The organism is Halarcobacter anaerophilus (assembly GCF_006459125.1).
In the GTDB taxonomy this organism is placed as follows: domain Bacteria; phylum Campylobacterota; class Campylobacteria; order Campylobacterales; family Arcobacteraceae; genus Halarcobacter; species Halarcobacter anaerophilus.
Genome location: NZ_CP041070.1, coordinates 1671193 through 1697549 on the forward strand (window position 1 = coordinate 1671193; position 26357 = coordinate 1697549).

Genomic DNA, 26357 nt, shown 5'->3' on the forward strand with positions numbered 1-26357 from the left:
AATCCTTTAAGAAATCTTTTTTTATAATGGTTTGAAAGAAGGAGAAATATGGTTAAAAAACCAAATATTGATTTAAGATCTAAAAATATCGCATATGAAGATGGGAAATATATTATAAAACTGCTCACTTTTAAAAAATCAAATATGACTCTGGACATAGCCGTTTTTGAGAAAGAAAAGTTTATAAAAAACAGTAATATTGTATTTGCTCATCTTCCTAAAAAGATCAAATCACTAATCAAACCATTATAATTTTGAATTATATTAACTTTAAGTTGAAATTATGATTAAATAAACTTATAAATAAATTATAAGCTTAAGTTATATTAATATCAACTTTCTCAAGATATTTTAGAGAAAAAGGAGTCAAACAGTAATCTTCCTTTGTTAAAATTGAGTTTATCATCTTAATAGTTCCGCCGTGAGAGCAGATTAAGATATCTTTATTTTTGGGCAACTCTTTTAAAAACTCTGCTACTCTGCTTTGAAATTTAGTAAAACTCTCTTTACATAAAAAACCGTGCCAAGCAAGAAAAGAGTCTAAATATTTTTTATCAAAGATATCCGTTTTTTCAATCTCTTCAAAGTTCTTCAGTTCAAACTCTTCTTTAAACTCAACCTCTCTTAATCTTTTATCCTTTTTATAACTTAAACCTAATAAATCCAGAGTTTGAGTACATCTTTTTAAATCGGAAGAGAAAATCAAGTCATAATCTCTTTTTTTAATCTCATCTAAAAAACTAAATTCAGTCAAAGACAAATCAATATTTATATCACTATGTCCTATATATCTTTTTTGGTATTTTAAAGGTAAAGGAGCATGTCTTAAAAGAGTGATTATAGCCATAAAAACAACACCGAAACAGAAAGAAGAATTTCTAAGGATTCAAAAACTACACCTAAAGCATCACCATTTAAAAAACCTAAAATTTTTTTAATAAAAGCTGCAAGTAAAATTGCCAATAAAAAACTTAAGAGGATAAAAAACAAGAAACTAAATTTTGTTAAAAAAAGTATTAATAAAGAGTAAAAAACAGTTGAGATTAAAAAAGTTTTACCTCTAAAAGAGTTGGATAAAAGATTAACAAAAGTTGATTTAAAAGTTGAAAAATATGTTGTAAATTGTATTCCCATACGACTTGTAATTGTAATTGCAATTAACTCCAAATAAAGCTCATTTATCAATAAAAAACTAAAAGCTGCAACTTTTAAGATTACAAAAACTACAGAGTATAAAACACCGATTGCACCTACTGTTGGTTCTTTTATGATTTTATAAGCATCTTTTCCGCTGTGTTTTGCATAAACAGCATCAACTACATCCAAAACAGCTTCTGTGTGAATAAATCCGTATAAAACAAAATAGACGCAGCTTGCAATAATTGCACCCAAAATTGGAAGGGTATTTAAAAAGTTGTATAAAACTACTGTTATAGTTCCTAATACAAATCCAACTAAAGGTAAAAAAAACATAGTATAGTTTAAAACCTCTTTTTGTGATAAATCATCCTCTTTTTTAAATTTTACTGGGATTATTGAAAAATAACTAAATACGAATTTTAATCCCAAATATATACTATTCATCTATACTTTTCCTTATTTTTTCTATATCAAGTCTCTCTTTTAAAGAGTTTACAAACTCATCTGTTTTTTTAGCTTTAAAAGCTTTAAAATCAAAACTTCTATACTCTTTGTTTATCTCTTTAAAAAATTTCTCTCTTAAACTGTCATTGTCAAAAACAGCATGAACAAAAGTTCCTTTGATATTTCTATTTTCATAATATAAAGGGTATTTCAAACTTATGCCGTGATGAATCTCAAAACCAGAGACTTGACAATCAAAGATTTCATAATTTTGTTTTTTCAAAACTTTTTCTTTTTCAAAAACGATTTCATCTTTTATAAAACCCAAGCCCTCTTCTATCATAGGTGTGTCATTTTCCAAAGCATACTTGTCGTTTAGAGTTTCAAACATCATTTCATAACCGCCGCAAAGACCAAGAAACTCTTTTTTAAACTCTGTTATTCTATCAAAGAGTCCATTGTTTTTTAGCCACTTTAAATCTTTTATTACAAGTTTAGAACCAGGCAAAATAACCATATCAAACCCATCCAATGAAATATTTGCCTCTATAAACTCCAGTTCTATACTTTCATCTGCAATTAAAGGTTCAAAATCATTGTAATTGCTCATATGAGGATAGGCAATAACTGCTATTTTTATAACTGCATTTTTGCTGTTTTGTTGATAATTTTTCAAAGATTGGGAATCTTCAAAACCAAAATTAAAAGGAAGATATGGTAAAACCCCTAAAACAGGAATATTAAACTGCTCTTCTATGATTTTTACACCTTTGTCAAAAAGAGTTAAATCCCCTCTAAATTTGTTTATTATAACCCCTATTACATTTTCTCTTAACTTCTTTGGAAGAAGATTATAAACTCCGTAAATAGAAGCAAAAACTCCCCCTTTTTCAATATCTGCCACTAAAATGATTTTTGTATTATATTGTTCTGCTATAAAAATATTAGAAAGGTCTTTATCCATCAAATTTAGCTCAACAGGACTTCCCGCCCCCTCACAAACAACTACGTCATATTTTTTATTTAAGTATTCAAAACATCGTTTAACAGCAGGCTTAAGTAAATCTAAATCCCTGTAATACTCCCTTACATCTTTATCCTCAACCACTTTCCCCTCAACAATAAGAGAGGCACTGCTGTTTCTTCCTGATTTTAGTAAAACAGGATTTAGATGATATGAAGTTTCTACACCTAAAACTTGAGCTTGAAAATATTGGGCAACTGCAATTTCACTTCCGTCTTCACATACGTAAGCATTGTTTGATACGTTTTGAGCTTTAAAAGGAGCAACACTAAAACCCATATCTTGAATAATCTTAGCTATTACAAAAGTTAGAGTTGATTTTCCCGCATCTGAGCTGGTACCGAAAATAGAGATGTTTTTCATCTATTTTAGTCTGCTTTCAAGTCCAAATTTAACTTCATATACCTCATCACAGATTTTGGCTAACTTTTGTCCTATAATTCCTGTTAAATCTACAAACTTTCTGCTGTTTTTATCAAAAGGAATTACTCCTGAGGTTACTTCATTAAGTACAAAAACGATATTACAATCTATTTTTTCAAGCTCTTCAAGTTGATTTATTAACTCTTGCTCCTGTTTTTCAAGATTGTTAAATATCCACATAGAGATACAATCAACCAAAAAAGTCTCTTTTTCTTTAACTACTTTTGTTAAATCATAAGCTTCTTCTATTGTAGTAAACTTCTTTTCTCTTTGTTCTTTATGTCTGTTTACTCTTTTTTTCATCTCTTTATCATCGTAAGAGTTATCATATGTCGCAATATAGTAAGGCTTATTTGTAGATATTTCCAAAGCTTTTTTTTCTGCCAAGGAAGATTTGCCGCTTTTTTGTCCTCCAAAATATAAAATCTTCATCCTTATCCTAAAAGATTTTCTATCTGTTTTGTTATCTGCTCTTTATTTAAACCGTTTAAAAACCCGTAAGCCAAAGCAGCCCCTGCTCCAACTCCCTCTTTTGCCTCTCCGTTATCATATAGCTTTAATGCAGGATAAGAAGACAGAGCAAAATCAAAATCGGCATAATAAGCATTAATTTTAAAATCAAGCATATCTAAAATAGCTTTTATATCACTGTTTGTATCTTCATATACCCATTTAGTTGTACAAAGAGTCAGATTTGTAGTTTTAAAATCTGCTTCCATAGTCTTTAATATTGAATTTACGATTAAAAGGATACAAGCCATTTGAGTACCGCCTGCTAAAACAACTTTTGCTTTATTATTCAAACCTAAGATAACTCCTGCATAAAAGATAAGCATATTATCGGCTACTTTATTTAATACACCGAAAAGATCATCCTCTTTTGTAATATTTTCCAAAGCTTTAGTTACAGTAGAGTTTCTGATACTGTTTGGTACCTCTTTAAAAGAGCTGCTGAAAAGTTCACTGCATTTGTATCCCAAGCCTAAAGCTGTAGCAGTTGCCGTTGTAGTTCCGCTTGGTACGGATTCTGCTAAAATAAGATAATCATCTTTTAACTCATAGGCTTGTCCAAATACCAAACCTTTTTGAAATACTTCCATGGCGTCTATATTTGCACCTTCATCTATTTTATTTGAAGGCTCTATTTGCATATTATGGATTTTAAAGTACTCAAGTTTCGGTTTTACTTTTATTCCCAAATCTAAAAGCTCGATATTTTTAAAAGAACTTAAAAGATGAACAGCTCTTGTAATAAGTGCAGGGGTTGGAACTCCTTTGGGCGTTTTTGCCACATCTTCCAAACTTCTAACCTCACCTGTGCATAAAAACTCACTATCTAATGTTGGAGTTAAATATATTTGTCCAGGAATTCCTGCTTGTGTAATTCCTGGTATATCTGCTGTTTTTGTATTACTCATAGCTAAAATATAAGTTGCACTTTTACCTCTTAGGCTCTCAATAAAATCAATATTTCCTAAAATTGTTTTAATCATATCTTTTCCTAAATAATCTTTTCTAAAATATCAAACTTTCTTAAATACTCTTTGTAATCACTGTTGTTTTTAACTGCTCTTTGTAAAGAGTAATAAAGGCTGGCAAAAAGAAGATAACTCTTTATCTCTTTTTCTGTAAGTTTTTGTTTTACACTGTAAGTTTGCAAAGTTTGATAAAAGAGTTTAAAATCAAATTCAAACTTTTTAAAACACCAACTTACAATCACAACAGCCAAATCAAAATATATATTACCATAACATGATTGAGTAAAATCATATACCCCGCTTAACTGCCCTGCTTTAAATTTGGAGTTATCAGGAAACAAATCTCCGTGAATCAAACCGTTTGGTTCTAAATCTATATCTTTAAGCACTTTATATCTTTTTTCAAACTCTTCTTTTAAACTCTTATCTACTAACTTTAACATCTTAAGAAAATACTCTTTTGTATAGATATTTTTGCTTTTTGGTTTTATTTTTATATTATGCAGTTTTAAAAGAAAAGTTATAATTTGCTCTATATGAGTTATCTCAATAGTTTTTGCAATCTCACCTTCAATAAAAGAGAAGATACAAGCGGGTTTGCTTTTATAAAAAAGTCTGCTATTTAAAACAACTTTTGGAACTTCCAAAGTTCTTAAATGTTTTAAGATAAAAACCTGTTCTTCAAACTCTTTACAATCAAGATTTTCAAACAGTTTAAAAATATATTTTTTATTCTCTTTTGTTTTTAGTTCATAAGTAGTATCAGAAATACCGTTTAACGTCTCTTTTAGGCAGAAAAACTCTATATTGTCTATTTTGGTTAATTCATTTATCTGTTTTAGTGAGAGTTTTGTTAATACACCCAAAAATAAGCCTTTTTATAGTACTATTTTGCAAAAAAGAGAGATAAACTTGAAAAAATTTCAGCATGGCGGAGATCTTAACTCTTTTGCCAAAAGTTTAGATTGTAATATTAATAAAATAACAGATTTATCTTCAAATATAAATTTTATAAAACCTAAACTAAAATGTGATTTTAATACTTTGGATATCTCTTCTTATCCTACATATGAAAATTTATATAAGATTGTAGCAAAAAAATATAAAGTAAAGGCTTCACAAATAGAGCTTTACAACGGCGCAAGCAGTGCAATATTTACCCTTTTTAGAAAACTTGCTTTAAAAACTTGTGTTATCTATTCTCCTGCTTATTTAGAGTATAAAAAAGCTTCAAAACTTTTTGGCTATAACTTACAACAAATAAATAGATTTAAAAATATAAATGAAAAAATAGAAAAAGACTCTTTGGTTGTATTTGTAAACCCCTCAACTCCTGACGGGAAATATTATGATATAAAAAACCTTATGCAAAAGTGGATAAAAAAAAGATGCACTGTTTTAATAGATGAAAGTTTTTTAGAGTTTACAAAAAACAAATCAGACCTTAAATATTTAAAAGAGTATGAAAACTTATATATTTTAAAATCCATGACAAAGTTTTATTCATGTGCCGGCGTTAGAGTTGCAACTTTGATTTCCACTAAAGAAAATATAAAAAAACTAAAAGAAAAAGAACCTTTATGGAAACTTTCAGCTTATGATATGAACTATATAATTAACGCTTTAAAAGATAAAAAATTCGTAAAAAAAAGTACTGAAAAAAACTTGCAAAACAAACAATTTTTAAGAGAGGTTTTAAGACAATACTCTTTTATAAAACTATATAAAAGTGATGCAAATTTTTTCTTAATCAAACTTAAAAATATAGATGCAGACACTCTTCAAAATCATCTAAAAAAATATAAGATAATGATAAGAAATTGTGATAATTTTGACTTCTTAGACAAAAGCTTCGTAAGAGTTGCAGTAAAAGAAAAAAAGAGTATAAAACTATTACAAAAAGCTTTAGACAGGATTTGACTTGTACTTTTTTACAGCCTTAATTGCTTATACAATCGACTTAATCTTCGGAGAATTTGAAAAGTTTAAAAACTTTAAACATCCAATAATTTTTATGGGAGATTATATAAAATGGTTTGAAAGCAAATTTTATTTGGATAATATTTTTAGAGGTTTTTTACTTACACTTACTCTTCTTTGTATAGTGTTTACTATAACTTATGCTTTAACTTTTATTGATAATATTTTTATTCAAGGTTTTTTCTGCTCTTTTGCAATTTCATCAAAAATGCTTTTTGAAAGTGTAAAAAATATCTTGACTTCCAAAAATCCAAAATATGAAATCTCTATGCTTGTAAGTAGAGATACAAAGGAGATGAATGAAAGTGAAATCAACAAAGCCTGTATAGAAACTTATGCTGAAAATCTAAGTGACGGTGTTATTGCTCCTTTGTTTTATTTAACTCTTTTTGGTATAACTGGAGCTTATATTTATAAAGCTGTAAACACTCTTGATTCTATGGTAGGATATAAAAATAAAAGATATGAAAAATTCGGTAAATTTTCTGCTAGATTAGATGATATAGCAAACTATATTCCATCTCGTCTTACGGCACTAATTATTGCCCTACTTTTTTTATCAAAAAAAGCTTTTTTAAACTTTTATAAATATGGGAAAAAACATGAAAGTTTAAATGCAGGTTTTCCAATTTCTTCAATGGCACTTGTTTTAAATATAAAACTTGGAGGTCCAACTTCATACTTTGGAAAAATAAAAAACAAACCCTACTTTGGAGAAGGGAAAGAAGAGATAATAAAAGAGGATGTAACAAAAGCTTTAAGCCTAAAAATTAGACTTGATATTTTTATTATCCTAATCCTGTTTTTTTTTATTATTTCTTCTTATTAACAAATAAACAAAAAACGGCGCTCCGATAAATGAAGTTACAACCCCTATAGGCAAACTTGAAGCTGTATTTAGATTTCTTGCAATTAAATCGGAAAAAACCAAAAACACTCCTCCGTAAAAAAATACGGGGAAAATCAGATTATCGGCACTTTTTTTATATATAAGTCTTATGGTATGGGGAATAACAAGTCCTATAAAACCAATAGGACCTACAAAACTAATACTAACTCCAACGGCAATAGAGACCAAAATAAGCAAAGTAAGATTAACTTTGTTTACATTTAGACCTTTTAAAAATGCCATATCATTTGATACAAGCAGAAGTTTTAACTCTTTTTTATAGTTTAAAATTGCTAGTAAAAAAACTATTGCCACACCTAAAACTACTAAAGGAGTATTAAAACCCACAATATCCAAACTTCCAAGGGTAAATCTTACTATTGTATAGTTTTCCTGTAAAGAGCTAAGATAAAAAATCAGCATCAAAGCAGAAGAGTAAAAAAACGATAAAGCAATCCCTACAAGTAAAATTGAATTTGTAGAAGCCAGCATTAAGTTTTTATTTATGACTTTTGAGATTAGATATAAAATCATAATAGTAACAAACGAACCTGCAATCCCTGAAATATACAAAGCAAGTGAAGGCAAAAACACTATTGAAACAGCTGTAAAAAGCGTAGTTCCGCTTGCTATTCCCAAAGTATAAGGAGTGATTAGTATATTTTTAAACACAGTTTGAAAAACAAGCCCGCTAAGACTTAAAATCCCGCCTACAAAAAATGCTAAAACAATCCTTGGAACTCTAAGTTGCCAAAATATCATATTAACCGTACTTGAAGAGTCAAAGAGTTTGGAGATATCAATACTACTTTCACCTATAAAAGGGGAAATAAAAACCAAAAGCAAAGCTAAAAAATAGAAAAAAAACTTCATTATAGATTTACCACCAAATGATTATCTACGACTTTTAAAGAGTTTTTATAAAATCTACTTAGATTCTCTTCTAAAAAGAACTCTTCGCACCCGCCAAAAAACTTAATAACTCCATTTTGCAAATATAAAACTTTATATTTTAGATGAAAAGCCAAATCCAAATTATGAGTTATAATAATCTTCTGTTTTAAATAATCCATTTTAAAAAGAGTATAAACCTCTTTTACTCTTGAGATATCCATATTAGCCGTTAATTCATCAAAAATCGTGATTTTTGCATTATGAATCAAACTTGAAGCCAAAAGTAGAAGTTGCTTTTCTCCGCTGCTTAAATCAACGCAGACTCTGTTTTTAATACTTTCTATTCCAAGAAGCTTTAAAACTTCGTTTATTTTCTCTTTTTTAATACTTTTTATAAAAGAAAGTTCCAAAAATTCGTAAACCGTAATATATTCATCAAAAATCTCAAATCTAGGGGGAACATAATTTATTAGTTCAACTCTTTTTTTATCTTCTAAAGTTGAGATATTTTTATCAAAAAGTTCTACACTTTGGTTTTCTATAAGATTTGATAACACTTTTGCCAAAGTTGATTTTCCTGCTCCGTTTGAACCTAAGATTATAAGGTTTTCATTCTCTTTCAAAATAAAGCTTATATCTTTTAAAATCAAATTTGAATAATTACTTATTTTTAACATCTTCTAATATCTTTTTAAAATCATTTATAAAATTTACCACCCTGTTACTTGGAATTCCTGCATAATCTTTGTCTATTACATAAATATCTTTGTTTTTACTAGCAGTTATGGGAAGTTTGTACCAATTTGCTTTTAACTGCTCTTTTGTAAGCTTTTGCTTATGCATAAAAGGAGCTAAAAGAACTACAACATCAGGATTCATATTTATAATTTTCTCCATATTAACAACAGGCTGAGCATCGCTTTTTGATTTATAAGCGTTGCTGTTTCCCGAATATTTTATAATATCATTAAAATAAAGATTATTTCCTGAGATATAGATAGTTCTGTCCAGATCAAGTTTTGGGCTTATAACTATCATAAAAGTTTTATCTTTTACAATATTTTTTAAAGCTTCTAAAGAAGAATCGATCTCTTTAATTATTTTAGAAGCTTTATTTTCTTTATGCAATATTTTAGCGATTTTTTTAATTGTAGTTTTTATTGAATCTAAATTATTGGTTTTAAAACTGTAATAATTTAAACTTAACTTCTTTAGATTTAATAAAAGCTCTTCATCATAGTTTTGAGCAAAAACAAGCGTAGGTTTTGAAAGTAAAATCTTTTCCAAAGAGATAGAAGCATATCCCCCTACTTTAGGAATACTTTCAGACTCTTTTGGATAATCACTATGCAAAGTATTTGCAACAATATCTTTTCCGCTTCCCAAAGCAAAGACTATCTCATTTAAAGAAGGAGAGAGGGTTACTATCCTCTCTCCTGCAAAAAGATTAATATAAAAAATTAGTATCCAAACAATTTTTTTCATTAAAATCTAACTTTCAACCCTGCATAATATGTTCTTTCAAAATTAACTGGATATATAGAATCATCTTCAATCCACAAACCATTTTCTCTGTCAAATAGATTTTGAATTTTAGCAAAAAGTTCAAGATTTTGGTAAGTATAAGAGATTGCAAAATCTGTTGAATTATAAGCTTCTTGTTTTTGATTGAAATTATTTTCAAAATCATTTGCTGCATAAGTACTGCTTCTATATGTATGAGACAACATTGTACTTATGTTATTTATATCATATCCTAAGTTCACAGTTAAATTATGTCTTGAAACTCCAGGTAAATCTTTACCATCATAAGCTCCATTTCCTTCGTCTTCATTATCTATTTTTGCAACAATATAAGAATAATTTACTGAAGTATACAAATTTTTGTTGATTAAATATTTATCATAAACTTCTATACCATATTTATGTGATTTATCAATATTAGTATTAAAAGATGATAACCAACTACCGGTATCATAGTAATAAATCTCATTTCTTAAATCAGCTCTGAAAATTGCCAATTTAAATTTATTATTTTTTTGAATATTATTATATCCAATTGTATAATTATGTACTTTTGCAGGTTCTATAAAACCGTTAAAACTTCCATAAGTGAAAAATCTATCAATATCAGGCATTTGAAAACTTCTGTTATAGTTTGCAAAAAGTGAAGAGTTCTCATCTAAGACATAGCTTATTCCTATATCATAAGCATTTAAGTAATCTTCACTTTCCAAATCGCTTCCACTGTCTGGATTATAAGTGTATTTAATCTTTTCTCTTCTAAATCCAGCAGATATGTTTAGATTCTTAGTTAATTTGTATTCACCAGAAATAAAAACTGCTTTATTTGTTTTGTTTGTTGTATCAGAAGAACCTGTTCTATCTCCGTCAAAACCATCAACACCAATTGCAAGTTGTAAAGCTTCATCTTGATAATTTAATTTTGAAGCAAAAGATTTATAATCATAATCATATAATGAAGAATAAGTTATATACTCACTTGTTTTGTCTTCATCGCTGTAAGTTGCATCAAATGACAATTTTGAATTTATATCATATTTTAACCCTGCTGTTGTTACATAAGAACTAAAATATTGTTCTGTAAAAGAACTTGTTTTGTTTGGGTCTTTTTTGTATTCATCAAAAGTTAGAGAACTACCATAATTGATGTTCATATTTGAGTAACTTCTGGTTAAATTTAACTCTAAACTATCTGTTGGGAAATAGATGATATTAAAGCTTTTGTTTTTATTGTAACTTTCATCTTCATCTCCATTTAAATCTTCTATTGAACCATCTGTTGAAGTATAATCTATAAAAGCATTTACAATAAATTTTTCTGTACCATATCCTAAACTTAATGTTCCATTTTTAGTTCCATTATTTCCTACATATGCTTTTAGATAATTATCATTTTTACTACTAGTAATAATATTAATAACTCCTGCATTTGCTCCATCTCCGTAAGAAACAGAACCTGTTCCTTTTAATATCTCAATTTTTTGAATATTTTCCAAAGGGATTGAACTTAGAAGTTGAGGAACCATATCAATATTATTTAATCTTCTGCCATTTACCAAAACTACGATATTTTGATATCCATCACCTATTCCATAACCTCTCAAATCTATTTTTTGAGAAAAAGTATTCCCGTAACTTGGACTTACATTAACAGAAGTTTGGGATGATAAAAAATCATATACACTTTTTGATTTTGATTTTTCAATATCCTCTTTTGTATAAATTTCTGTGGCAAAAGTAGCTGTTTTTTCATCTACTTTTATATCTGACGAAGTAATTATAATTGGTGCGAGTGAAGTCTCTTGTGAAAAAAGATTTGTTGCCAGTAATAGCGCTGCAACTGCGCTTGTCGAAAGTTTTTTGTTTTTCATGTGTTTGTTTTTCCTATGTGTTTATAAATTATTTGTTAAATACTCTTTTGCAGGCTTTAACTGTTTTGATAATAAAAGCTTCATTATTTTCGGCAAATTTATTTTTATCAGTGAAGCAATTTTGCTAGAATATGATTCTATTTTTATGCTTACCGTAGCAATTAAAATACCAAAAAATGAAAAGTAATTTTTACTATTATGTTTATGCATTACAACTCCCTTCTTTAAAATTTTTTGATATTATATTAAAAAAGTTATAAATTTTATACATTCCTTGCTTCTATGAAATTTTTTTGTTATTTTTTTTGAGTATAATTCGTCGTTATAAATTTAGTAGAACAAAGGACGTGAGGGATGAACAACCTATCAACAAAGGTTAAATTATCAATTTTAGTACTGGTGACATTAGTTACGCTTTTAATTTTGGGTGTAATGTCAATTTTTCAATTAAAAAAAGTTAATAATGGATTAGATACTGTCTACAATGACAGGGTAATACCTCTTGAACAACTTAAAATAATTGCAGATGAGTATGCAGTAAATATTGTAGATACTACACATCAAACAAGAAATGGGAACATTACTTTTGAAAAATGTATCGAAAATATCAGTAGTGCAGAAGAAAAAATCAAAAAACAATGGAATGCTTATATCTCTACAAAACTAACAAAAAAAGAGCAAAAGCTGGCACATGAGACAGAAAAGTTGATGCAAAAAGGAAGTGAAGTTGCAAGCAAAATAAAAAATGCTTGTAAACAAGGGAATTCTGATTTAATAACAAGAATAACAATTGAGGATTTGTATCCGAAAATTGATCCAATAGGTGAGAAAATAGCCCAACTTATAAAACTTCAACTAGAAGAAGCTAAAAAAGAGACAAACAAAGCGATTGAAGTCTATAATATAAGTAAAATTATTACTGTATCGACAATCGTGGTTACTCTGCTTTTAATTATTTTTCTGGCATTTTTAATTATTACAGATATAACAAAAAAATTAACTCTATTTAAAGAAGGACTAATCTCATTTTTTGCATATCTAAACAGAGAAAAAGATAATGTTGAAAATATAAAAATAGATAGTAAAGATGAATTTGGACAAATGTCTAAAGTCGTAAATGAAAATATCGAAAGAACAAAAAAAGGGATAGAAGAAGATAAAGAGCTTATAAATGAAGCTATAAATGTATTAGGTGAGTTTGAACAAGGAGATCTATCTCAAAGATTAAAAATTAATGTAGATAATCCAGCACTAGCAGAATTAAAAAATGTTTTAAACCAAATGGCAGATATCTTAGAAACAAATATCGACAATATTTTAAATATATTAAATGAATACAGCAGTTATAACTATTTAAATAAAATACCTGTAAATCAACTAAAAAAACATCTTTTAAATTTAGCTAACGGTGTAAATGAATTGGGTGATTCAATTACAAGTATGTTGATTGAAAATAAAACAAACGGATTAACGCTGGATAAAAGTTCAGATATTTTATTAGAAAATGTCGATAAATTAAACGATAGTTCAAATGCAGCGGCATCATCACTTGAAGAGACGGCAGCAGCTTTGGAAGAGATAACCAGCAATATAAGAAACAATACGGAAAACATAGCAAAAATGTCGGAATTCTCCGATGAAGTTACCAAATCTGCTACAAAAGGAGAAAACCTTGCAAATGAAACAACAAGTGCTATGGATGAGATAAATGAACAAGTAAACTCTATAAATGAAGCAATAACAGTAATAGATCAAATAGCCTTCCAAACAAATATACTTTCACTAAATGCGGCAGTAGAAGCGGCAACGGCAGGAGAAGCAGGGAAAGGTTTTGCAGTAGTAGCCCAAGAAGTAAGAAACCTAGCTGCAAGAAGCGCAGAAGCAGCAAAAGAGATAAAAGAATTAGTAGAAACTGCAACAACAAAAGCAAATAGCGGAAAAGAGATTGCAAGCAGTATGATAAACGGTTATAAACTTTTAAATGAGAATATTTCCCATACTACAAATCTAATTTCGGATATTGAAAATGCTTCAAAAGAGCAATTACTTGGAATTGAACAAATAAACGATGCGGTTAATCAACTTGACCAGCAAACACAAAAAAATGCAATGGTTGCATCAGAAACACATGATGTTGCTCTAGTTACGGATGATATAGCGAAATTAATAGTTAAAAAAGCCGATGAAAAAGAGTTTAGCGGTAAAGATAAAGTTCAAGCTGAGAAAATAGAAAGAACGAAAACCGAAACAAAAAAAGAGACAAAGAAAAAAGATAAAAAAGAGGATACCTGGGAAAGTTTTTAACAAAAGATTTAAGGATAATTTCATCCTTAAATCTTAGCTTTTATATATGACAACTCAAAATAGATTTATTTGGATCTGTTAAATATTCATACCCGCTATGCATTATATAAATTCCAAAAAGTATAACTAAAATAGAAGCTATTGTAACAAACAAGTTTCTAAGTGCTACTTGTTTAAATATTCCCACAAAAAAACCTAAAGAGAACATTGCAGGAAGCGTACTTAATCCAAAAATAAGCATCACAAAAGCTCCCCAAAAAGGATTTCCCGTACTAGCGGCAGTTATTGCAAAAACATATACAAAACCACAAGGAAGAAGCCCGTTTAACATTCCAAGAAGATAAAAACTCGTAAGAGAATCCGAACCTATTAGTGTTCTAAAAGTTTGTTGATAAAGTTTTGATTTTGAAACAGAGTATTCCAAAGAGGTTAAAAATTTTAATTTTCCGCTTAGTGATAAACCTACTAAAATCATTAAAACTCCCGTTGTAAGAAGTAAAATTCCGCTTGTAGTATTATCAAAAGTTACGACTCCGCCTACAAAACCGAAAATAAAACCTAAAATAACATAAGTAGTAATTCTTCCCAAAGAATAAAGAATATGAGAAATAGCTTGTCTTGTTTTTGACCAGCCATTATCAATTTTCGTACTGGAATAGGCTACTACTATTCCTCCACACATACCGATACAGTGTCCAAAAGAGCCTAAAAAGGCAATTGAAATAATTGTTAATATACTTATACTTTCCATTTACTCACTCAAAAGTTTTTTTCTAATTAAAGGGTTAGTAAGATTCTCTCCCCTGTACATTTTTAAAAGCATTTCATCAAAAGGTATCATATTTATACCCTCTTTTTCATATGCTCCGAAACCGTATCCCATAGGTGTTTTATCAATTTTATTATACCAAGCCTTACGTCCGTTAATATATCTGTTTGTATCATTTGTATAAACCCAGATTGTAGCCTCTTTTTGAAACTTAATATTTTTATACCAAAGGGCAAAACATCCGACATCATCAAAAAACCAAGTTTTTCCGTCAGGAGCAACAGCTTGAACAGAATGAACTAAAGTCTCAATAGTCATTCCGCATTGGGTATCCTGATAGTGGTTTAAAGTAATATCCAAAGGTTTATGTTCATGATTTCCTTCTTGTATTGTTACCATCTTCTTTTGACTTGACATTGAAAGAAAAATTGAGACAATGATTATAATTAAAATAAATACGGTTAGTACGGGTAAAAGTTTCTTCATAAAGTGTAATTCCTAAAAAAAATATGTAATCATATATTAACTATTCTTAATAAACTGATAAAAAAGCCTCACTAAAGGTGAAGCTTTATGAAATCAACTAGAAAATTAAAATATGACGTAGTAGGAGGAAATTTAATTTTCTTACACCCTGAAATTTTACAACCATAACGTTAAGTATCTGTTAATTGCTTATTTTCAAATTTATATACAAAATTTAATAGATAATTTTCCCATAAGAATATATAATAGATTCCTATTTTTTATATAAGGATTTATATGCGTACAATTATATTTGATATGGATGGGACATTAGTAAACAGTGGAACTTCTATAACAAATACGGTGAATTATGTAAGAGAAAACTTAGGTTTTGAGAAAATGGAAAAAAATTACATCTTGGAAAAAGTAAATGACCCGACTATAAATACGGCAAAATTTTTTTACGGGACAGAATCTATTACACAACAACAAAAAGAGCTTTTTGAAAATCACTATAAAGAGACTTGTTTAGAAGATTTGGAACTTTATGAAGGGGTTTTTGAATTAATTGATGATTTAAGTTCAGAGTTTGTTCTTACCGTTGCAACAAATGCAAATTCAAACTTTGCTAAAAAAATGCTCTCACATTTGGAAATAGAAAAATATTTTAAAACAATTGTAGGATACGACAGCGTAAAAAAACCCAAACCAAACCCGGAGATGATAAATAAAATTTTAGATAAACACAATATAGAAAAAGAGAATGCCCAGCTAGTAGGTGATTCCCATAAAGATATTATTGCGGCAAAAAATGCAGGAGTTGATTGGGTTTTAGTTAATTGGGGATTTTCAAATTACAAAAAAGATGCAATACAAAATATCAAAGAACTTGAAGAAAGAATCTATAATAAATTTAAATAGATTCTTAAATCAAAGCTTCTAAGGTTTTATACTCATTTAAGGCAAAATCATCGGTCATACCTGAAATATAATCAACTAAAAGTCTTGCTCTGTAATACCACTCTTGTATCTCAAATTTTTCTTTGTCTTCTTTATCTAAATTTTTAACGGCATCTTTATATGCAACAATATGTTTAGAAGAGAGTCTTCTAATAAGTCTTTGAGACAGAAAACATGAAATTCTTTCTTGTTTTACAAGTTTTTCAAACTCATCTGAAGATAATTTTAAAAGAGGAGTATAGTTTTCAAATAAAGAAGTTAATATTTTCTGACCTTTTAACTCCAAAGTTTGGATATCTTTATGATTATAGATATATTTAATCGAAATATTCTGCAAAACTTCTACGGCTTTTGTATATTTTGATTCTTTGTCAAACTCCAAAAGAGCATAATTAAACTTACCGTTAAAAATATCTTCATGATTTTCTAAATATATATTTGATACATGTTCAACCAAAGCATGGGTTAATTTGGCTCTTGTAAGAGTTAAAAACAGATTAAACTGATAAGGTTCAGACTCTTTTTCTTTGGCTTTAGTATAAAATTTCTTTACCAAATCAAGAAGATACGTTTCATTCATCTGTTCACACTCTTCTTTAATAAGTCTGTAAATATCATCAAATTTTAATATTCTTTTATCAACCGCATCTTCCATATCCGCATTTAAATAACTTATATCATCGGCAGCTTCCATTATATAAGTAATAGGGAATCTACATCCATCTTCTAGATTTATCTCTTTTTTTATTTTCTCAACAATACTTTTCTCCGAATAATAAAATCCGGGCTTTTTCTTTAGATAAAAAAGCTTGTCGTTTTTACCTGCTTTATCTTCATAAGCTCCTCTTGTATATTTTAAAATTGCAGCTATTTGGGAATATGCAAGATTTAATCTTTGAAGTTTTGTTACGACTCTTATTGCTTGCGCATTACCGTCAAAATTACAAAGATCTTTTAAAAGCATCTGTTTAAATTCTTCGTTATTTTCAGATACCTTTACAACGCTGTTAAAAAGTTCAACGCCTTTTGTACTCATCCAGCTGTTTATTGCAACTTCCGCAAAGTGCCCAAAAGGAGGATTTCCTATATCGTGTAAAAGACTTGTCATTTCAGCAGTTGAAATAAAAGCATTTTCCAATTTATCCAAACCGTATTTACCCTTAGATTTTTTTAAAATTGTTTTTGCAATAAATCTTGCCGTTTGAGAAACTTCTAAAGAGTGAGTAAGCCTGCTTCTAACGGCTGCATTTAGTTCCAAAGGAAAAACTTGGGTCTTTTTTTGAAGTCTTCTTAAAGCAGGAGCCGAAAGGATCCTTCCTCTGTCGCTTTCTATTGAAATATTTATATCATCAAAAGGATAAAGTTCTCTGTGAAGAGTTAGTTTTCTGTTATAATCTATCATCTAAAGTCTTTTTATAAAAAATATTTTTGTTATTGTATTAAAAATATAGTAAAATACAAAATCAAAGGGGAAAAATGTTCGAAAAAATAAAAGCAATTTTTAAAAAAGAGAAAACTTTTGCCTGTATTGTCTGGAACGGGAAAACAATGAGTTATCCTAATTTAACCCAAGAAGAGATTGATGATATAAATAATAATCCAAAATACAAAAACTGGAGTGTAACTTTACAAAGAGAAGAGAGCTAAAGACTACTCTTTTATGATATTTTTAAAATTTAGAATAAATCTGTTCCCCTCTTTTGTAGGTTCGATTTTAATAGCAATTTTATTTTTATCACAAAACTCTTTTACCATATAAAGCCCTAAACCAAACCCCTCTTTTGTATTATCTTCTTGAAAAAACTTATCAAAAATAACGAAAAGATTTTTTGTATCTATCTCTTTTCCTTTATTAAAAATTGTAAGATTTTTATTTTTATACTCAATTTTTATCAAACCATCTTTTTCATTGTTATATTTTAAAGCATTTGAAATAAGATTATCTATCATTTTTTGAAAGCCGTTTTGGTCACTGTTAAGAGTAACGTCTTCTACAAAAACTTCAATTTTTGTATCTTTTTTCAAATCTTCAAACTTCTCTAAGCTATGCTCTATAACTTCAACTAAAGAAAAGTTTGTAATATCGACTCTGTCTATCTCTTTTTTGATATGATACTCCATATCTTCGTAAAGTTTTAAAAGCTCGTTTGAAGCCAGTTTTATACGGTTTAATCTTTTTACGGCTTTTTCATCGGTAAGCTTTTTTTCAAGCATTTGGGTATTTAGTTTTATAGTAGAAATGGGTATATTCAGCTCATGCAGAGTCTCTTTTACCGTTTTTTGAAGATTCTCATCACTTTTAAAAAGAGGCTCAAAAATTGACCTGCTTAAAAAAAGATATAAAACCAATCCGAAAATCATTACACTAAGAGTTATTACAAAAAAAGTGTCTTGATTAAACCCCAATAAAGACATTAGATAAAAATTTATAAAAAGAGATAAAAGAAGTACAAAAACTACTATAATAGAGTTTGTAATAATAAAGTTTTTTCTTTTGTTGTTATAACTCAATTTTATACCCTATTCCTTTGATATTTTTGATTCTATCTTTTCCCAAAAGTTTTTTTAGATTGTTTATATAAACTCTTATTGATCCCTCACTATATTCTTGGTCAAATCCCCAAAGTTTGTTTATAATCATCTCTTTTGTAATAATCACATCTTTTTTTTCTAAAAACAGCTCCAATAAATCAATAACTTTCCCTGCAATAAAAATATCTTCACCCTTTTGTAAAACTCTCCTGTTTTTAGGATCAAAACTTATTTCATCGTTTAAATAAATCATTTCCAGAGGCTTACCGCTTCTTTTAAGCAAAGACCAGATTCTTAGAAGAAGTTCATCCAAATCAATAGGCTTTTTAAGATAATCATCGCAGCCGCTTAAAAATCCTTGGGTTAGTTTATCTTTATCTTTATATGAGGTTAAATATATTGTAGGTGTATCGTCTGAAGTTTTACGAAGCTCTTTTAATGTCTCTATTCCGTTAATTTTAGGCACATTTATATCAAAAAGATATAAATCAAAATTTTGTTCATAGCAGAGTTCAAGAACCTCTTCACCGTTTGATGCAGTTACGACTTCAAACTCTTCTTCTTCCAAAAAGTCCTCTAAAGTCTCTTTAAAAAGTTCATCATCCTCTAAAATTAATATTCTATACAAAAAAACTCCATAAATAATTATTTGCTAATATTATATGATAGTTGGGTTAATTTTATGTTAAACACAGATAAAAATAAAATTATAAATAATATATGCTAATATATCGTATAAAATTTATTTTATAGGTCTATATATGTTCAAGAAACTTTTTATTATTTTCTTACTTTTGATTACTGGATTTTATGTTGTTTCCCAAGAGAATGTAAAAACTATTTTTGCCGGAATTGCAATATTTCTTATTGGAATGCATTTTATGGAAGACGGGTTTAAACTCTTTTCAGGCGGAACTTTAGAAAAAATTTTAGAAAAATTTACCCAAAACAATTATAGATCTCTTCTTACAGGTTTTATCTCAACTTCTATCGTACAAAGTTCATCTTTAATCTCGGTAATCGTAATATCTTTTTTATCCGTTGAGATAATCTCTTTAAGCCAAGGTCTTGCAATTATTTTCGGAGCAAACCTAGGAAGCACTACAACTGCTTGGATTGTTTCGGCTTTAGGTCTTAATATAAAAATATCATTATATGCAATGCCCATGATTATATTCGGTGTAATTTTCAGATTTTCAAAAAACGGCACATATGTAGGACTCGGAGATATTTTATTAGGACTTGGTTTTATATTTTTAGGAATCTCTTATATGAAAGAGGGATTTGAGACTCTAAAAGATGCCATAGATTTATCTCAATATGCTATGCAAGGAGCTTTGGGAATAGCAATTTATGTAGTAATAGGAGCTATTGCAACTGTAATTATTCAATCAAGCGGTGCAACAATGGCTATAATAATTACCGCATTAGCAGGAGGAAATATTTTATATATAGATGCCTTAGCTTTGGCAATAGGAGCAAATGTAGGTACAACGGTAACTGCCGTTTTGGGCTCTTTAAGTTCAAATCAAAACGGTAAACGTCTAGCTTTTGGACACTTTGTATTTAATATGATTACAGGACTTATTGCACTTATTTTTATTTATGCTTTAAAAGATTTAGTGGATATTTTATCCCCTTATTTAGGGATAAGTGAAAACAGTTACTCTATGAAACTTGCACTTTTTCATACCATATTTAATATTTTGGGAATATCTTTACTTCTTCCTTTTATTCCTTTGATTGTAAAAGTCTCAAAAAATGTTATAAATGATGACAAGTATAAAAAAAGTTCTAAACCTAAATATCTTTCAAAAGAGAATATCAAAATACCTTATAATGCCATGGTCTCTATTAGAAAAGAGGTTATAAATCTATATGAAAATGCACAAAAAGCTATTCTTCATGCAATTTCAATTCATACGAGTGAATTAAAAACAAAAGAAGATTTAGAGAAACTGCCAAATAAAACAAGTACGAAAATCGATACCAATTTAGATGATATTTACCAAAATAATCTTAAACTGCTTTATAGCGAGATAATAGAGTTTTCGCTTGTTTCCCAACAACATATGAATAAAGAGCAAAATGAGTATGTAACTCAACTCAAATTGGCATCAAATATAATTGTTAAAATCTTAAAAGATACAAGAGATATACAAAAAAATATGAACTTCTATCTAAACAGCAGAAACGAGTATATCAAACAAGAGTATATTCAGATAAGACAAGAACTTGCCTCTTTTATCTTTGAAGTAAATCAATTAAACAATGAAGAGTTGGATGAAGTTGAAACTTCTGCACTCATTCAGTCAAATAAAGACAGACGAACTACTCTTGATATAGAAAACAGTAAAAGAGTTGATGATCTAATAAGAACCGAAAAAATAACTTCTAAAATGGCAACATCTCTGATAAACGATTCAACTACAACATCTAATATATGTAAAAACTTATTAAGAATTGCAAATATTATGTTTATTAGAGATGAGCAGCTTAGAAAACTAGGAGAGAGTGATGAAACTTAAAAGAATAAGGGAACATCTTGAAGACTTTTTTAAAAATGATAAAAAAGAGATAAAAGATAATAAAGAAAAAATTGATGAACTAATAGAAAAACTTTTAGAAAAAAAAGAGTCTTTAGAAAAAAAATTAAATAAAGAAGATGATGATGAAGAGAAAACTCTTATTAAAAAAAAGTTAAAAGCTATAAAAAAGCTGGTACAAAAGGCAAAAGAGAGTTTAGCTATTTAAACTCTTTGAAGTTTTGTCTTAAAGCTTCGTAAGCCACTATTGAAACAGAGTTTGCAAGGTTTAGACTTCTTGCTTCGTTTGCCATAGGAATCGTTATACAGTTTTCTTTGTTTTTTGCCAATAACTCTTCGGGTAATCCTGCATCTTCTCTTCCAAAGTATATATAATCCCCTGCTTTGTACTCTACGTCAAAATATAGCTGTTTTGTTTTAGTCGTAGCAAAAAAATGTCTGTTGCTTAAAGGATTTTTTGACCAGAAATCTTCGATATTTTCATACTCTCTTACATCTAACTCAAACCAATAATCAAGACCTGCTCTTCTTACCTCTTTTTCGGTAATATCTCTAAATCCGTAAGGTTTAATCAAATGTAAAGTAGAATTCATAGCAAAAGCCAATCTTCCTATTGTCCCTACGTTACCCGGAATTCTGGGTTCCAATAATACTATATTAAACATTTTATAAAATCACCGTTTTATTACCGAAAACAAAAACTTTGTCTTCTAACAGAAGTTGTAAAGCATTTGATAAAACAACTTTTTCAACATTTCGTCCTGCTCTTCTCATATCTTCCCAAGAATAAGTATGATCGACTCTTAAAACATCTTGAGCAATAATCGGTCCCTCATCCAAATCATCTGTTACATAGTGAGCTGTAGCACCTATAATTTTTACACCTCTATGGTGAGCTTGTTTATATGGATTTGCTCCTATAAATGCAGGTAAAAACGAGTGGTGGATATTAAGGACTTGTTTGGGGAAATTTTCCACAAATTTAGGAGTTAAAATCCTCATATATTTTGCAAGAACTATTATATCCGGAGAATACTCTTTTATCTTTTCAATTACTAAATCTTCATGGGCTTCTCTTTCCATATCATCTGCACTGATACAGTGAAAAGGAATATCAAACTTTTCTACCAAATCTCTTAGATAATCGTGATTTGCAATAACGGCTTTGATATTTGCATCTAATTCACCGCTGTTGTATCTAATAAGTAAATCTCCTAAAACATGAGACTCTTTTGTAGCTAAAATCACTATATCTTTTTTTGATTTTAAATTTATTTTGATTGTTGATTCTTTTGGAAGAACCTCTTTTAACTCTTTTAAAAGAATGTCGGGATTTAGTTCGCCTGAAATTATTGACCTCATAAAAAATTTATTTGAATTTTTATCAACAAATTCGGCATTTTGTTCTATATTTAAATGATTTGCAAAAAGGATTTTCGATACATTGTATACAAGCCCTTTTTCATCGATTGTATCAATAAGAAGTATATATTCTTTCATAGTATTCCTAGTATTATTCCATAACTTAGTTTTAAGTGTGGAATAATACCAAAAAAAAGATTTAAATCATTTTAGATAATCGTTTTTTATACTCTTCAATATCTAAATCTTTAACTCTAGCTACACCTGAATCAATAGCTGCTTTAGCAACTGCCGAAGATACTTCTACAATCAATCTTTTATCAAAAGGTTTTGGCAGGATATACTCTTTTGAATAAACAATATGATCTCCAAAGATCTCTTTAATCTCATCAGTTACAGGTTTTTTAGCCAAATCTGCAATCGCTTGTGCCGCCGCTTTTTTCATAGCCATATTTATTTTTTTAGCTTGTACGTCAAGAGCCCCTCTAAAAATAAATGGAAATCCGATTACGTTATTTACTTGGTTGTTAAAATCACTTCTTCCTGTCCCGACAATAGCTTTATCTCTAATAGCTAAAATATCTTCAGGAAATAATTCAGGAGTAGGATTTGCAAGAGAAAATACAATAGGCTCATCTGCCATAACAGAAATATGCTCTTGGGTAAATGTTCCCGGTCTTGAAAGTCCAAGTACAACATCTGCTTCTCTAAAAGCATCAATTTTACTTAAAGGCTCGCTAATAGCAAACTCTTTTTTGTATTTGTTTAAATCTTCTCTTCCCTCATGAATAACTCCTTTTGAGTCACACATAATAATATTTTTAACACCTACTGCTTTATACATTCTTGAACAAGAAATCGCAGCAGCTCCCGCACCTACGACAACTACTTTTAGATCTTCTAAATTCTTTTTGATGATATCACAAGCATTTATCAGCCCTGCTGTGGTAATAATAGCCGTTCCGTGTTGATCATCGTGCATTACGGGGATATTTAACTCCTCAACAAGTTTTCTTTCTATCTCAAAACATTCAGGAGATTTGATATCTTCTAAATTAATACCTCCAAATGTAGGAGAAATCGCTTTACATACATTAACAAAATTATCAACATCTGTCTCATCAACTTCAATATCAAAAGAATCGATTGCAGAAAACTTTTTAAATAATACAGATTTACCTTCCATAACGGGCTTTGAAGCAAGGGCTCCAATATTTCCCAGACCAAGTACAGCTGTACCATTTGAAATAACTGCTACAAGATTTCTTTTTGCAGTATATTTATAAGCATCTTCCGGATTTTCTTCAATTTCCAAACATGGGAATGCAACACCAGGAGTATATGCCATAGACAAATCTCTTTGTGTCTTCAAGTTTGTTGTAGTTTCAATTGCAAGTTTCCCTGGACTTGGCAATTCATGATATTCTAAAGCTTCTTCTTTAGTTACTGGTTTACTCATTTCACTCTTCCTCTAATTTAAATTGCAACCAAATTGTAACCTAGAAAAACTTACAAAAAAGTCTAAAATAATAATATAAACTTATAAATATATTAATTAAAAGTGAATTACATTTTTTCTACATCAGATCTACATAATTCCTACATAATTAGCCTAAGATAGAAATTATTCCTGCAAACCTTCCGCAATTTTTTTCAATCCTATATGAGAAAAAGTCTGTTCCTGAGCATTTGGTACAAATATTAGTGATTGTTATATTTCTAATACCCAGATCATTTAACAGCTTTTTATTTATTCCTTGCAGATCAATATATCTGTCTTTTTCAAACTCAACTCCAAAGTTGATTTTAACGATATTTGAAAGTTTTTCATCCACCTCATAACAGCACTTTTGAATAGAAGGTCCCATAATTACCTCTATATTTTCAACCTTGCAAGCAAATTCATCTCTCATCTTTAGAGCAGTAACTTCGGAAATCTTTTGAAAAGTTGAGTTTCTTCCCGCATGAACTGCCGCAATTACACCTTTGAATTTATCAAAAAATATAATCGGTATACAATCGGCAACCATAACCATAAGAGTTAAACCTTTTTTGTTTGTAATAATTCCATCGCAATTATCTATTATATTTGGAGAGTTTTCATCTACGCTTACCACTCTATTCCCATGAACTTGATTCATAGAGATTAGTTTATTTATATCAAATTTGTATTTTTGTGATAGATCAAATCTGTTTTTATCTACATTCTCTTTTTTATCGGGCACATGATAAGCAAGATTTCCCTCCTCTTTGTTTGTAAAGGTGTAAAAAATATCATACATAACCAATCCTTCATATGAGTATTGTTTATTTTACAATTTAATATTTAATTTTCTCTTATTGATAATTGGATAAAATCTTCTCTCTTAAAGGAAAAATATGTCAGATAATAAAGAACTTTTCACAATCTTCGGAAACCCCGTAGAACACTCAAAATCACCGCAAATGCAAAACGCAGGATTTAAACATATAAACTATAACGGTGAATATATAAAACACTTAGTAGAAAACGGAAACGAGATTAAAAATATATTTTTAGACAACGCTTACAAGGGTGCAAATATCACGGTACCGCATAAAGAGTTTGCTTATAAAAATGCCGATGAAGTAAGAGGCTTGGCTCAAAAAATCAAAGCCGTAAATACATATATAAATGAAAATGGAAAAGTAATAGCATACAATACCGATGCTCCCGGATTTTTAAAAGCGATAGAGAGCTTCGGCAGTATAAAATCCGTACTTCTTTTAGGTGCAGGAGGAACGGCAAAAGCTATTAGTCTGGCTTTACAAGAAAAAGGTATAAAAGTAACCGTTTTAAATAGAAGCGAAGGAAAACTTGACTTTTTTAAAGAGCATAATATAGAGTGCTACTCTTGGGAGACTTTTAATCCAAAAGAGTATGACCTAATCGTAAACTCAACAAGTGCAGGATTAAAAGATGAGTATTTACCTTGCGATAAAAATCTTTTAGAAAATCTGTTTAAAACAGCAAAATACGCTTTTGATTGTGTTTACGGGAAAGTTACGCCGTTTTTAGCCCTAGCAAAAGAGAATGCCTTAGAGATAAAAGATGGGGAAGATATGCTTTTATTCCAAGGTGTTTTAGCATTTGAATACTTTACAAATACAAAAGCCGATGAAAGTTTGGTTGAAGCTATGAGAAAAGGTTTAAAAGAAAAGTAAATCTTACTCTTTTACTCTCTTTTTCATACACTTTAATATCTCATAGGTTTTACTTACGTCATAAGTGGCACTATGGTATGAGAGTGGATCAAAATCAATTCCGTAAAAAAGGCAAGTCTCATCCAGTTTTGGATTTTTGATATTGCCGTTTTTATTTAGAGCTTTTACTATTTGTTTGTTCTCTTTCATAGTACAAAAGTGATTTTCAAATTTTACAAGCTTTTCCAAATGTCTTAACTCAAAGTTTATATTATGGGCAATCAAAGTTTTTGCTCCTTTGCAAAACTCAATAAACTCTTCATCTTCATTAAAGTATGAGCTGTAAGTTGCCCCGTTTCTATGAGCTATAATCTTTTCAGGAGTCAATCTATGAACTTCAAAAGAGAAAGGATTTACAGGATAACGTGAGAGATAGTATCTATGAAATTTGTCTATTACTTTATAATCACCGTCCACAAACTCCAATTTAACAGCCGCAGCTTCTATCACATCTTGTGGATTCATCGTATTTGTTTCAAAATCTATAATAATCATAGCGGGATTATATCAATAATAGCGTTAACTCTTTA

Annotated in this window: 29 protein-coding genes and 2 pseudogenes; 10 read left to right on the top strand and 21 right to left on the bottom strand. The window is 29.1% G+C overall.

The features are described from left to right. The first annotated feature begins 48 nt into the window (after positions 1–48). Complete coding sequence (locus AANAER_RS08215; RefSeq protein ID WP_044418664.1) at positions 49–252, top strand: hypothetical protein; 204 nt, start codon at positions 49–51, stop codon at positions 250–252. Between the two features lie 64 nt (positions 253–316). On the opposite strand, the gene AANAER_RS08220 is transcribed toward AANAER_RS08215, so the two are convergent. The 6 genes from AANAER_RS08220 to AANAER_RS08245 are packed head-to-tail and all read right to left on the bottom strand — an operon-like array spanning position 317 to position 5375. Then, on the bottom strand, positions 317–847 hold the full coding sequence (locus AANAER_RS08220) for a histidine phosphatase family protein (protein WP_129080831.1): 531 nt from the start codon (positions 845–847) through the stop codon (positions 317–319). Continuing rightward, positions 838–1584 (bottom strand): adenosylcobinamide-GDP ribazoletransferase, encoded by a 747-nt coding sequence (locus AANAER_RS08225; protein ID WP_129080832.1) that lies wholly within the window; start codon positions 1582–1584, stop codon positions 838–840. The genes AANAER_RS08220 and AANAER_RS08225 overlap by 10 nt, the downstream gene beginning before the upstream one ends. Beyond that, a complete protein-coding gene (locus tag AANAER_RS08230; RefSeq protein ID WP_129080833.1) occupies positions 1577–2971 on the bottom strand; it encodes a cobyric acid synthase in 1395 nt (464 codons plus the stop codon). Before AANAER_RS08230 ends, AANAER_RS08225 begins: the two co-directional genes overlap by 8 nt. Next, entirely contained in the window at positions 2972–3463 is a 492-nt protein-coding gene (locus tag AANAER_RS08235) for a bifunctional adenosylcobinamide kinase/adenosylcobinamide-phosphate guanylyltransferase (protein ID WP_044418660.1), read from the bottom strand. It abuts the gene before it with no gap. Between the two features lie 2 nt (positions 3464–3465). After that, on the bottom strand, positions 3466–4524 hold the full coding sequence (cobT, locus tag AANAER_RS08240) for a nicotinate mononucleotide-dependent phosphoribosyltransferase CobT (RefSeq protein ID WP_044418658.1): 1059 nt from the start codon (positions 4522–4524) through the stop codon (positions 3466–3468). Positions 4525–4532: 8 nt separating this feature from the next. Next, positions 4533–5375 (bottom strand): phosphotransferase, encoded by an 843-nt coding sequence (locus tag AANAER_RS08245; RefSeq protein ID WP_044418656.1) that lies wholly within the window; start codon positions 5373–5375, stop codon positions 4533–4535. Positions 5376–5421: 46 nt separating this feature from the next. Between AANAER_RS08245 and AANAER_RS08250 the strand changes: the two genes are divergently transcribed. Both AANAER_RS08250 and cbiB read left to right on the top strand, forming a co-directional pair. Beyond that, positions 5422–6429 (top strand): aminotransferase class I/II-fold pyridoxal phosphate-dependent enzyme, encoded by a 1008-nt coding sequence (locus tag AANAER_RS08250; RefSeq protein ID WP_129080834.1) that lies wholly within the window; start codon positions 5422–5424, stop codon positions 6427–6429. A gap of 1 nt (position 6430) precedes the next feature. Further along, positions 6431–7318 (top strand): adenosylcobinamide-phosphate synthase CbiB, encoded by an 888-nt coding sequence (cbiB, locus tag AANAER_RS08255; RefSeq protein ID WP_129080835.1) that lies wholly within the window; start codon positions 6431–6433, stop codon positions 7316–7318. Here cbiB and AANAER_RS08260 read toward each other — a convergent pair. Genes AANAER_RS08260 through AANAER_RS08280 form a run of 5 tightly spaced genes read right to left on the bottom strand, consistent with a single transcriptional unit; the run spans position 7283 to position 11877 of the window. Continuing rightward, complete coding sequence (locus tag AANAER_RS08260) at positions 7283–8251, bottom strand: FecCD family ABC transporter permease (RefSeq protein WP_129080836.1); 969 nt, start codon at positions 8249–8251, stop codon at positions 7283–7285. The genes cbiB and AANAER_RS08260 overlap by 36 nt on opposite strands. Continuing rightward, entirely contained in the window at positions 8251–8949 is a 699-nt protein-coding gene (locus tag AANAER_RS08265) for an ATP-binding cassette domain-containing protein (protein WP_044418651.1), read from the bottom strand. Before AANAER_RS08265 ends, AANAER_RS08260 begins: the two co-directional genes overlap by 1 nt. Next, positions 8933–9757, bottom strand: coding sequence for an ABC transporter substrate-binding protein (locus AANAER_RS08270; RefSeq protein ID WP_044418649.1), 825 nt, complete (start codon positions 9755–9757; stop codon positions 8933–8935). The genes AANAER_RS08265 and AANAER_RS08270 overlap by 17 nt, the downstream gene beginning before the upstream one ends. Beyond that, the gene (locus AANAER_RS08275) at positions 9757–11667 is read right to left on the bottom strand and encodes a TonB-dependent receptor (protein ID WP_129080837.1); all 1911 of its coding nucleotides are present in this window, start codon (positions 11665–11667) and stop codon (positions 9757–9759) included. The genes AANAER_RS08270 and AANAER_RS08275 overlap by 1 nt, the downstream gene beginning before the upstream one ends. Positions 11668–11688: 21 nt before the next feature. After that, positions 11689–11877, bottom strand: a complete 189-nt coding sequence (locus tag AANAER_RS08280) for a hypothetical protein (RefSeq protein WP_044418645.1) — start codon at positions 11875–11877, stop codon at positions 11689–11691. Between the two features lie 144 nt (positions 11878–12021). On the opposite strand from AANAER_RS08280, the pseudogene AANAER_RS15230 reads away from it, so the two are divergent. Further along, a pseudogene (locus AANAER_RS15230) lies at positions 12022–12552 on the top strand (MCP four helix bundle domain-containing protein); the annotation flags it as partial. 129 nt (positions 12553–12681) lie between these two features. Next, a pseudogene (locus AANAER_RS08285) lies at positions 12682–13971 on the top strand (methyl-accepting chemotaxis protein); the annotation flags it as partial. A 40-nt stretch (positions 13972–14011) separates the two neighbouring features. Here AANAER_RS08285 and AANAER_RS08290 read toward each other — a convergent pair. Both AANAER_RS08290 and AANAER_RS08295 read right to left on the bottom strand, forming a co-directional pair. Further along, a complete protein-coding gene (locus AANAER_RS08290; protein ID WP_129080839.1) occupies positions 14012–14722 on the bottom strand; it encodes a sulfite exporter TauE/SafE family protein in 711 nt (236 codons plus the stop codon). Next, positions 14723–15226 (bottom strand): hypothetical protein, encoded by a 504-nt coding sequence (locus AANAER_RS08295; RefSeq protein WP_129080840.1) that lies wholly within the window; start codon positions 15224–15226, stop codon positions 14723–14725. It abuts the gene before it with no gap. 276 nt (positions 15227–15502) lie between these two features. Here AANAER_RS08295 and AANAER_RS08300 point away from each other — a divergent pair, with 276 nt between their 5' ends. Continuing rightward, positions 15503–16126: an HAD family hydrolase gene (locus AANAER_RS08300; protein WP_129080841.1), complete on the top strand. Its 624-nt coding sequence runs from the start codon at positions 15503–15505 to the stop codon at positions 16124–16126. 4 nt (positions 16127–16130) lie between these two features. Here AANAER_RS08300 and dgt read toward each other — a convergent pair whose 3' ends face one another. Further along, positions 16131–17567, bottom strand: coding sequence for a dGTPase (dgt, locus tag AANAER_RS08305; RefSeq protein WP_129080842.1), 1437 nt, complete (start codon positions 17565–17567; stop codon positions 16131–16133). A gap of 74 nt (positions 17568–17641) precedes the next feature. Here dgt and AANAER_RS15005 point away from each other — a divergent pair, with 74 nt between their 5' ends. Then, positions 17642–17812, top strand: coding sequence for a hypothetical protein (locus AANAER_RS15005; protein ID WP_164969304.1), 171 nt, complete (start codon positions 17642–17644; stop codon positions 17810–17812). Positions 17813–17815: 3 nt separating this feature from the next. On the opposite strand, the gene AANAER_RS08310 is transcribed toward AANAER_RS15005, so the two are convergent. Both AANAER_RS08310 and AANAER_RS08315 read right to left on the bottom strand, forming a co-directional pair. Beyond that, positions 17816–18676, bottom strand: coding sequence for a sensor histidine kinase (locus tag AANAER_RS08310; RefSeq protein WP_228711104.1), 861 nt, complete (start codon positions 18674–18676; stop codon positions 17816–17818). Continuing rightward, positions 18666–19325 carry a response regulator transcription factor gene (locus AANAER_RS08315; protein ID WP_129080843.1) on the bottom strand — a complete coding sequence of 220 codons (660 nt, stop codon included), beginning with the start codon at positions 19323–19325 and terminating at the stop codon, positions 18666–18668. The genes AANAER_RS08310 and AANAER_RS08315 overlap by 11 nt, the downstream gene beginning before the upstream one ends. Positions 19326–19458: 133 nt before the next feature. On the opposite strand from AANAER_RS08315, the gene AANAER_RS08320 reads away from it, so the two are divergent. Both AANAER_RS08320 and AANAER_RS08325 read left to right on the top strand, forming a co-directional pair. Further along, the gene (locus tag AANAER_RS08320; protein WP_129080844.1) at positions 19459–21225 is read left to right on the top strand and encodes a Na/Pi cotransporter family protein; all 1767 of its coding nucleotides are present in this window, start codon (positions 19459–19461) and stop codon (positions 21223–21225) included. Then, positions 21215–21451: a hypothetical protein gene (locus tag AANAER_RS08325; RefSeq protein ID WP_129080845.1), complete on the top strand. Its 237-nt coding sequence runs from the start codon at positions 21215–21217 to the stop codon at positions 21449–21451. Before AANAER_RS08320 ends, AANAER_RS08325 begins: the two co-directional genes overlap by 11 nt. On the opposite strand, the gene AANAER_RS08330 is transcribed toward AANAER_RS08325, so the two are convergent. The 4 genes from AANAER_RS08330 to pgeF all read right to left on the bottom strand — a co-directional run bounded on the left by AANAER_RS08330 (position 21444) and on the right by pgeF (position 24887). Further along, positions 21444–21908 (bottom strand): tRNA (cytidine(34)-2'-O)-methyltransferase, encoded by a 465-nt coding sequence (locus AANAER_RS08330; protein ID WP_044418630.1) that lies wholly within the window; start codon positions 21906–21908, stop codon positions 21444–21446. The two genes, AANAER_RS08325 and AANAER_RS08330, sit on opposite strands and share 8 nt — an antisense overlap. A gap of 1 nt (position 21909) precedes the next feature. Then, entirely contained in the window at positions 21910–22743 is an 834-nt protein-coding gene (purU, locus tag AANAER_RS08335; RefSeq protein ID WP_129080846.1) for a formyltetrahydrofolate deformylase, read from the bottom strand. 61 nt (positions 22744–22804) lie between these two features. Beyond that, positions 22805–24064: a malic enzyme-like NAD(P)-binding protein gene (locus tag AANAER_RS08340; protein ID WP_044418627.1), complete on the bottom strand. Its 1260-nt coding sequence runs from the start codon at positions 24062–24064 to the stop codon at positions 22805–22807. A 148-nt stretch (positions 24065–24212) separates the two neighbouring features. Next, positions 24213–24887: a peptidoglycan editing factor PgeF gene (gene pgeF, locus AANAER_RS08345; RefSeq protein WP_129080847.1), complete on the bottom strand. Its 675-nt coding sequence runs from the start codon at positions 24885–24887 to the stop codon at positions 24213–24215. 97 nt (positions 24888–24984) lie between these two features. Between pgeF and AANAER_RS08350 the strand changes: the two genes are divergently transcribed. Further along, entirely contained in the window at positions 24985–25788 is an 804-nt protein-coding gene (locus AANAER_RS08350; protein ID WP_129080848.1) for a shikimate dehydrogenase, read from the top strand. A 3-nt stretch (positions 25789–25791) separates the two neighbouring features. Here the strand turns inward: AANAER_RS08350 and AANAER_RS08355 are convergent, their stop codons facing one another. Continuing rightward, positions 25792–26322: a 3'-5' exonuclease gene (locus AANAER_RS08355; protein ID WP_129080849.1), complete on the bottom strand. Its 531-nt coding sequence runs from the start codon at positions 26320–26322 to the stop codon at positions 25792–25794. Positions 26323–26357 lie beyond the last annotated feature (35 nt).

What these genes read in the sequence shown, in the direction of transcription:
- AANAER_RS08215 (WP_044418664.1), top strand. Translation starts at nt 49, where the DNA reads ATGGTTAAAAAACCAAATATTGATTTAAGATCTAAAAATATCGCATAT.
- AANAER_RS08220 (WP_129080831.1), bottom strand. Translation starts at nt 847, where the DNA reads ATGGCTATAATCACTCTTTTAAGACATGCTCCTTTACCTTTAAAATAC.
- AANAER_RS08225 (WP_129080832.1), bottom strand. Translation starts at nt 1,584, where the DNA reads ATGAATAGTATATATTTGGGATTAAAATTCGTATTTAGTTATTTTTCA.
- AANAER_RS08230 (WP_129080833.1), bottom strand. Translation starts at nt 2,971, where the DNA reads ATGAAAAACATCTCTATTTTCGGTACCAGCTCAGATGCGGGAAAATCA.
- AANAER_RS08235 (WP_044418660.1), bottom strand. Translation starts at nt 3,463, where the DNA reads ATGAAGATTTTATATTTTGGAGGACAAAAAAGCGGCAAATCTTCCTTG.
- cobT (WP_044418658.1), bottom strand. Translation starts at nt 4,524, where the DNA reads ATGATTAAAACAATTTTAGGAAATATTGATTTTATTGAGAGCCTAAGA.
- AANAER_RS08260 (WP_129080836.1), bottom strand. Translation starts at nt 8,251, where the DNA reads ATGAAGTTTTTTTTCTATTTTTTAGCTTTGCTTTTGGTTTTTATTTCC.
- AANAER_RS08265 (WP_044418651.1), bottom strand. Translation starts at nt 8,949, where the DNA reads ATGTTAAAAATAAGTAATTATTCAAATTTGATTTTAAAAGATATAAGC.
- AANAER_RS08270 (WP_044418649.1), bottom strand. Translation starts at nt 9,757, where the DNA reads ATGAAAAAAATTGTTTGGATACTAATTTTTTATATTAATCTTTTTGCA.
- AANAER_RS08275 (WP_129080837.1), bottom strand. Translation starts at nt 11,667, where the DNA reads ATGAAAAACAAAAAACTTTCGACAAGCGCAGTTGCAGCGCTATTACTG.
- AANAER_RS08280 (WP_044418645.1), bottom strand. Translation starts at nt 11,877, where the DNA reads ATGCATAAACATAATAGTAAAAATTACTTTTCATTTTTTGGTATTTTA.
- AANAER_RS08290 (WP_129080839.1), bottom strand. Translation starts at nt 14,722, where the DNA reads ATGGAAAGTATAAGTATATTAACAATTATTTCAATTGCCTTTTTAGGC.
- AANAER_RS08295 (WP_129080840.1), bottom strand. Translation starts at nt 15,226, where the DNA reads ATGAAGAAACTTTTACCCGTACTAACCGTATTTATTTTAATTATAATC.
- AANAER_RS08300 (WP_129080841.1), top strand. Translation starts at nt 15,503, where the DNA reads ATGCGTACAATTATATTTGATATGGATGGGACATTAGTAAACAGTGGA.
- dgt (WP_129080842.1), bottom strand. Translation starts at nt 17,567, where the DNA reads ATGATAGATTATAACAGAAAACTAACTCTTCACAGAGAACTTTATCCT.
- AANAER_RS15005 (WP_164969304.1), top strand. Translation starts at nt 17,642, where the DNA reads ATGTTCGAAAAAATAAAAGCAATTTTTAAAAAAGAGAAAACTTTTGCC.
- AANAER_RS08320 (WP_129080844.1), top strand. Translation starts at nt 19,459, where the DNA reads ATGTTCAAGAAACTTTTTATTATTTTCTTACTTTTGATTACTGGATTT.
- AANAER_RS08325 (WP_129080845.1), top strand. Translation starts at nt 21,215, where the DNA reads ATGAAACTTAAAAGAATAAGGGAACATCTTGAAGACTTTTTTAAAAAT.
- AANAER_RS08330 (WP_044418630.1), bottom strand. Translation starts at nt 21,908, where the DNA reads ATGTTTAATATAGTATTATTGGAACCCAGAATTCCGGGTAACGTAGGG.
- purU (WP_129080846.1), bottom strand. Translation starts at nt 22,743, where the DNA reads ATGAAAGAATATATACTTCTTATTGATACAATCGATGAAAAAGGGCTT.
- AANAER_RS08340 (WP_044418627.1), bottom strand. Translation starts at nt 24,064, where the DNA reads ATGAGTAAACCAGTAACTAAAGAAGAAGCTTTAGAATATCATGAATTG.
- pgeF (WP_129080847.1), bottom strand. Translation starts at nt 24,887, where the DNA reads ATGTATGATATTTTTTACACCTTTACAAACAAAGAGGAGGGAAATCTT.
- AANAER_RS08350 (WP_129080848.1), top strand. Translation starts at nt 24,985, where the DNA reads ATGTCAGATAATAAAGAACTTTTCACAATCTTCGGAAACCCCGTAGAA.
- AANAER_RS08355 (WP_129080849.1), bottom strand. Translation starts at nt 26,322, where the DNA reads ATGATTATTATAGATTTTGAAACAAATACGATGAATCCACAAGATGTG.